At 66.1% G+C, this 5,733-nt stretch carries 4 protein-coding genes and 1 pseudogene; 3 read left to right on the top strand and 2 right to left on the bottom strand.

The window, feature by feature from the left end; translation table 11 throughout:
- Together WA904_RS10000 and hemC are read right to left on the bottom strand one after the other, a co-directional pair.
- Window positions 1–284: uroporphyrinogen-III synthase (locus tag WA904_RS10000; protein WP_425196979.1), on the bottom strand; the 284-nt coding region annotated here is incomplete at its 3' end.
- A gap of 20 nt (window positions 285–304) precedes the next feature.
- Window positions 305–1,276 (bottom strand): hydroxymethylbilane synthase, encoded by a 972-nt coding sequence (hemC, locus tag WA904_RS09995; RefSeq protein ID WP_425196978.1) that lies wholly within the window; start codon window positions 1,274–1,276, stop codon window positions 305–307.
- A 79-nt stretch (window positions 1,277–1,355) separates the two neighbouring features.
- Here hemC and ppc point away from each other — a divergent pair, with 79 nt between their 5' ends.
- From ppc to WA904_RS09980, 3 genes and pseudogenes are all read left to right on the top strand, one after another.
- Window positions 1,356–4,226, top strand: a complete 2,871-nt coding sequence (ppc, locus tag WA904_RS09990) for a phosphoenolpyruvate carboxylase (RefSeq protein WP_425196977.1) — start codon at window positions 1,356–1,358, stop codon at window positions 4,224–4,226.
- Between the two features lie 171 nt (window positions 4,227–4,397).
- Window positions 4,398–4,628, top strand: a complete 231-nt coding sequence (locus WA904_RS09985; RefSeq protein WP_425196976.1) for a hypothetical protein — start codon at window positions 4,398–4,400, stop codon at window positions 4,626–4,628.
- Between the two features lie 4 nt (window positions 4,629–4,632).
- Window positions 4,633–5,733, top strand: a pseudogene (locus WA904_RS09980) (hypothetical protein); the annotation flags it as partial.

Below are 5,733 nucleotides of genomic sequence, written 5' to 3'. Positions count from 1 at the left end.
AGACAGCGCGGAGTATCAACCGCTATTGAATCAGTAGCTGTTTGCGCAGGCCAGATAAGGGCTGAGGCCTGATTTGATGCAAAAAAACCTTCCACCGCATTGCCACTGACAAACATCAATGCGGCATAAGCGGTGATATCGCGCCATGCCTGCTGCAGGGCCTGTGAGGCCGGCAGGGCTGCAATCTCGATCAGGGGCAAGGCCTCGGCCCGCAGCCCGCGCGCCTGCAGGGCCTGCACCCAGCGGTCCGCATCACGGGCGGGCCGGGTGACGATGACAGGCACGGGAGTCAAGCTCGCGGCGCTCAGGGTGTGGAGGGATTGGTGGCCCAGACCGCACCGCCGGCACGCAGCGAAGCCGCCACGCGTTCGCCCAGGGCTTCGGCGTCGGCAAAGTTGCGCACCGGCGCGCGGTGTTCGGCGCGTACCAGAGGCTGGCCCACCACCCCTTGCCCATCCGCGCCGGGCTCACCCCAGGCAGCTTCCAGACGCATCTCTGCCTCTTGCGGTGCGCGGACAAAAGCGGCCAGCGGCATTGAGCAGCTACCGCCCATGGCGCGCGACACCGTGCGTTCGGCCGTCACTGCCAGCCAGGTCGGCTGGTGCGCCAGTGTAGCCAGCGCGTCCAGCAGGTCAGGCCTGTCGGCGCGCACCTCGATGCCCAGCGCACCCTGCCCGGCTGCTGGCAACATCTGCTCGGGCTCGAAGGCGCAGCGGATGCGCGAGGCCAGGCCCAGGCGTTTCAGCCCGGCGGCAGCCAGCACGATGGCCTGGTACTGCCCTTCGTCGAGCTTGCGCAGGCGTGTGTCGAGGTTGCCGCGCAGTGGTTCGATCTTGAGGTCGGGCCGCAGCGCTTTCAGCAGCACCAGCCTGCGCAGGCTGGAGGTGCCGACCACGGCGCCGGGCGGCAACTCATCCAGCGATGAAAAATGATTGGACACCAGCGCATCGCGCGGGTCCTCGCGCTCCAGCACGCAGGCCAGGGCGAAACCGGCCGGCAAGTCCATGGGCACGTCCTTGAGCGAATGCACAGCCAGGTCGGCACGCCCTTCGCTGAGCGCGACTTCGAGTTCCTTGACGAACAGGCCCTTGCCGCCGACCTTGCTCAGCGAGCGGTCCAGGATCTGGTCGCCCAGCGTGGTCATGCCCAGCAGTTCTACCTGCCAGCCGAGGCGGCTCTCGAGCAGCGCCTTGACATGTTCGGCCTGCCACATCGCCAGCCGGCTCTCGCGCGTGGCAATGACGATGCGTGGAGAAGGGGAAGAATCTGCGCTCACTCGTAACCTGTCTGTATCTGGGGGAGGTTCCGGATGCTAGCATGCTGCACTGCAAAACAAGAGCCAACAAAGGTAAGCCATGGTGACGACGGCGCGCGCAAAAAACCCCAAAGAATCCCCCGCGGAGCCCGTGGAGGACGCAGGCCGCCCGCGCGCCCGGGCCCGCGACAACGAGCGTCCGCTGGTCGAGGACATCCGCCTGCTGGGCCGCATCCTCGGCGACGTGATCCGCGAGCAGGAAGGGGTGGCCGCCTATGAGCTGATCGAGCAGGTGCGCAAATTCTCGGTGGCCTTCCGGCGCGACGCCGACCACGAGGCCGACAAGGCGCTGAAGAAACTGCTCAAAGGCCTGTCGGGCGACCAGACCGTCAGCGTGATTCGCGCCTTCACCTACTTCAGCCACCTGGCCAACCTGGCCGAAGACCGGCACCACATCCGGCGCCGCGCCATCCACGAGCGCGCCGGCGACACCCAGGAAGGCAGCATCGAAGTGGCATTGGCCCGCCTGCGCTGGGCGGGTATAGCTCCCAAAACAATAGCAAATACGCTGGCGCACAGCTTCGTCTCGCCGGTGCTCACCGCGCACCCGACCGAGGTGCAGCGCAAAAGTATTCTGGATGCCGAGCGCGACATTGCCCAGTTGCTGACTGCTCGCGACGAAATCAGGGCGCGCGCCTCGGCAGTCAATGCCGCCAAGGACGCACTGACCCCGCGCGAACTCGCCGCCAACGAAGCCCAGCTGCGCGCACGCGTGATGCAGCTCTGGCAGACGCGGCTGCTGCGCTTTACCAAGCTCACGGTGGCCGACGAGATTGAAAACGCGCTCAGTTATTACGAGTCCACTTTCCTGCGCGAAATTCCCAAGCTCTACGCCGAGCTGGAGCATGCGCTGGGCAGCCACCCGGTGCACAGCTTCCTGCGCATGGGCCAATGGATAGGCGGCGACCGGGACGGCAACCCCAATGTCAGCGCGGACACCCTGAACTACGCCCTGCGCCGCCAGGCCGAAGTGGCGCTGCGCCATTACCTGACCGAGGTGCACTACCTCGGCGGCGAACTCTCGCTGTCGGCCATGCTGGTGGATTTCACGCCCGAGATGCGGGCCCTGGCCGAGAGTTCGCCCGACACCAACGAACACCGGCTCGACGAACCCTACCGCCGCGCACTGACCGGCGTGTATGCCCGGCTGGCCGCCACACTCAAGGACCTGACCGGCGGCGACGCCGCGCGCCACGCAGTCGCACCGCAAAACGCCTACCTGGCCTCGGAAGATTTCCTGGCCGACCTGCGCACCATTGAAACCTCGCTGCAGGACAACCACGGCGCCGCGCTGGTGGCCCAGCGCCTGCACCCGCTGATCCGCGCGGTGGAAGTGTTCGGCTTTCACCTGGCCACGGTGGACCTGCGCCAGAGCTCGGACAAACACGAGGAAGTCATCGCTGAGCTGCTGGCGGTCGCGCGGGTTGAAGCGAAATACGCCGCCCTGGACGAGATGGCCAAACGCGAGCTGCTGCTCAGGCTGCTCAACGACGCCCGGCCGCTGCGTGTGATCGGCACAAGCTACTCGGCGCATGCCACGGGCGAGCTGGCAATTTTCGAGGCCGCGCGCATCGCACGTGCGCGCTTCGGCAAGGAAGCCATACGCCACTACATCATCAGCCACACCGAGACCGTCAGCGATTTGCTGGAGGTGCTGCTGTTGCAAAAAGAAGTGGGCCTCATGCACGGCACACTGGACAATGGCGCCGTCCACGACCTGATCGTCGTGCCGCTGTTCGAAACCATCGAAGACCTGCGCAACGCTGCGCCCATCATGCGCGAGTTCTACGCGTTGCCCGGCATTGCCAGGCAAGTGCAGCGCAGCGGCGCCGAACAGGACATCATGCTCGGCTACTCCGACAGCAACAAGGACGGCGGCATCTTCACCAGCAACTGGGAGCTGTACCGCGCCGAGATCGCGCTGGTCGAGCTGTTCGACCAGCTCGCCAACTCGCACAACATCCAGCTGCGCATGTTCCACGGCCGCGGCGGCACGGTGGGACGCGGCGGCGGCCCGAGCTACCAGGCCATCCTGGCACAGCCCCCGGGCACGGTGCGCGGGCAGATCCGGCTGACCGAGCAGGGCGAAGTGATCGGCTCCAAATACGCCAACCCGGAAATCGGCCGGCGCAACCTGGAGACCCTGGTCGCCGCCACGCTGGAAGCCACCTTGCTGCAGCCCACCAAACCGGCCACCAGGGCCTTTTTGCAGGCCGCTGACCAGCTGTCGCAGGCCAGCATGGCGGCCTACCGCGCCCTGGTGTACGACACCCCGGGCTTCACCGAGTATTTTTTCAGCGCCACACCGATCCGCGAAATCGCCGAACTCAACATCGGCTCACGCCCCGCTTCACGCAAGGCCTCGCAAAAAATCGAAGACCTGCGCGCGATTCCCTGGGGTTTCAGCTGGGGCCAGTGCCGCCTGACCTTGCCGGGCTGGTACGGCTTTGGCGCCGCCATCGAACAATTCCTCAACCAGGGCGGCACACCCGCCAGCCGCAAGGACGCCCTGGCCCTGCTGCAGAAGATGAACAAACAGTGGCCGTTCTTCCGTACCCTTCTCAGCAACATGGACATGGTGCTGGCCAAAAGCGATCTGGCACTGGCTTCACGTTACGCCGAACTGGTCGGTGATGCCAGGCTGCGCAAGAAGATTTTCAGCGCCATCGAGGTCGAATGGCACCGCACGGCGGAAGCATTGACGCTGATCACCGGGGACAGGCAGCGCCTGGCCAACAACCCGGCGCTGCAGCGCTCTATCCGGCACCGTTTTCCCTACATCGACCCGCTGCACCACCTGCAGGTCGAGCTGGTGCGCCGCTACCGCGAGGGCAAGGCGGACGAGCGGGTCCAGCGCGGCATCCACATCTCGATCAACGGCATCGCGGCGGGCCTGCGCAATACCGGCTGAGGCCAGGGCAGGCGGCCTGGCCGCCTCGGGGGAAGAGCACTATGGGCCTTCTCCTACAAAGCTACCAGTGGAATCTGATGGCACTGGGCCCGGGAGAACCCTAGGATGGTCTTAACGCCGAATGCGCTGCCGACGGCGGCGCTGGCGAACCCACCCCCTGGAGCCTGAACCATGTCCACGCCAACCGCCGAGGCTGTCCGCCGCATTTCCGCCAGCCAGGAACTCGTCAGCAGTGATTTCGTGGCCCTTGCCTCCCACATGAATGACTGCGAGCGCTCACGCGGCCGCTTTTTCGCGCTGCGGGCCGCGCTTGATTCCCTGCATGCCATGACTTCACGGCGCATTGTGACCACCGGCGCCCTTTTCGCTTGTTGCGGCCTGGGCCTGCTGGTCCTGGTCTGAAAGGGTGGATGCCGCGGTCCTTGACCGGCTGCAGGCGCTAACCTCCCACGCCCGGCACATCCTTCTGTCCCGGCGGACGGAAGCGGAACCCCCGATACGCGCCGAACTTTTCGGCATCCACCGTTTCGAGGAGCACGGCCGCAGCCTGGCCCAGGCGCAACCCGTGCAGGGCGACGACCGGTCGCGGCGCGGTGCCTCTTTTTTCCCGCGCGTGGAGGACAACCTGGTTGCGCTGCGCCAGGCCTATGACTATGTGGCGCTGACGTCCCGCAGCGGCCACTACGTCACGCCCGCCGCCGAATGGCTGCTCGACAACTTCCACCTGGTCGAAGCCCAGCTGCAGCAGATCCGCGAAGGTGTGCCGCGCCGCTACTACACCAGCCTGCCCAAGCTGGCGGCCGCACCGCTGGAAGGGCTGCCGCGCGTGTACGGCATCGCCTGGGCCTATGTGGCCCACACCGACAGCGTGCTCAACCCGGAGCTGTTCACCGCTTTTCTCAATGCCTACCAGGAAGTGGACGAGCTGCGCCTGAGCGAACTCTGGGCGCTGCCGACCACATTGCGTGTGGTGCTGCTGGACAACCTGCGCCGCATGGCCGACAACATTGCACAAAGCAAGGTGGCGCGGGAAGTGGCCCATGCGGTCTGGGACTGCGTGGACAGGCTGGGCGATGCCGACCTCGACGCCATTTACGCCCTGATGAAGCAGCGCGGCCTGGAGCGCAACTACCTGACGCAACTCTGGCAACGCATGCCCACAGAGCGGCTGGACATCCTGCCGTCGCTGGTGCTATGGACCGAGCGGCATTGCCCGGACGGCCCGGCACTGATGCTCGAAAGCCAGACCGCCCAGGTGGCCGCCAACCTCACCGTCGGCAACATCATCACCACGCTGCGCCTGATCGGCCAGGTGGACTGGGTGGAGCTGATCGAGCCGGTGAGCCGGTCGCTGCGCGTGCTGCGGCAGTTGCCCAGCTTTTCGATGGAAAGCGAACTCACGCGCCAGCAGATCACCCAGTCCATGGAACGCCTGGCGCGGCTCAGCCGCCACTCCGAACGCGCGGTGGCCGAGGCCGTGGTTGCCCAGGCGCAGGCGGTGCCGCAT

The organism is Polaromonas sp. (assembly GCF_049790275.1).
In the GTDB taxonomy this organism is placed as follows: Bacteria; Pseudomonadota; Gammaproteobacteria; order Burkholderiales; family Burkholderiaceae_C; genus Polaromonas.
Note: the sequence above shows the minus strand (reverse complement) of the source record. Positions and strands in the feature narration are given on the sequence as shown.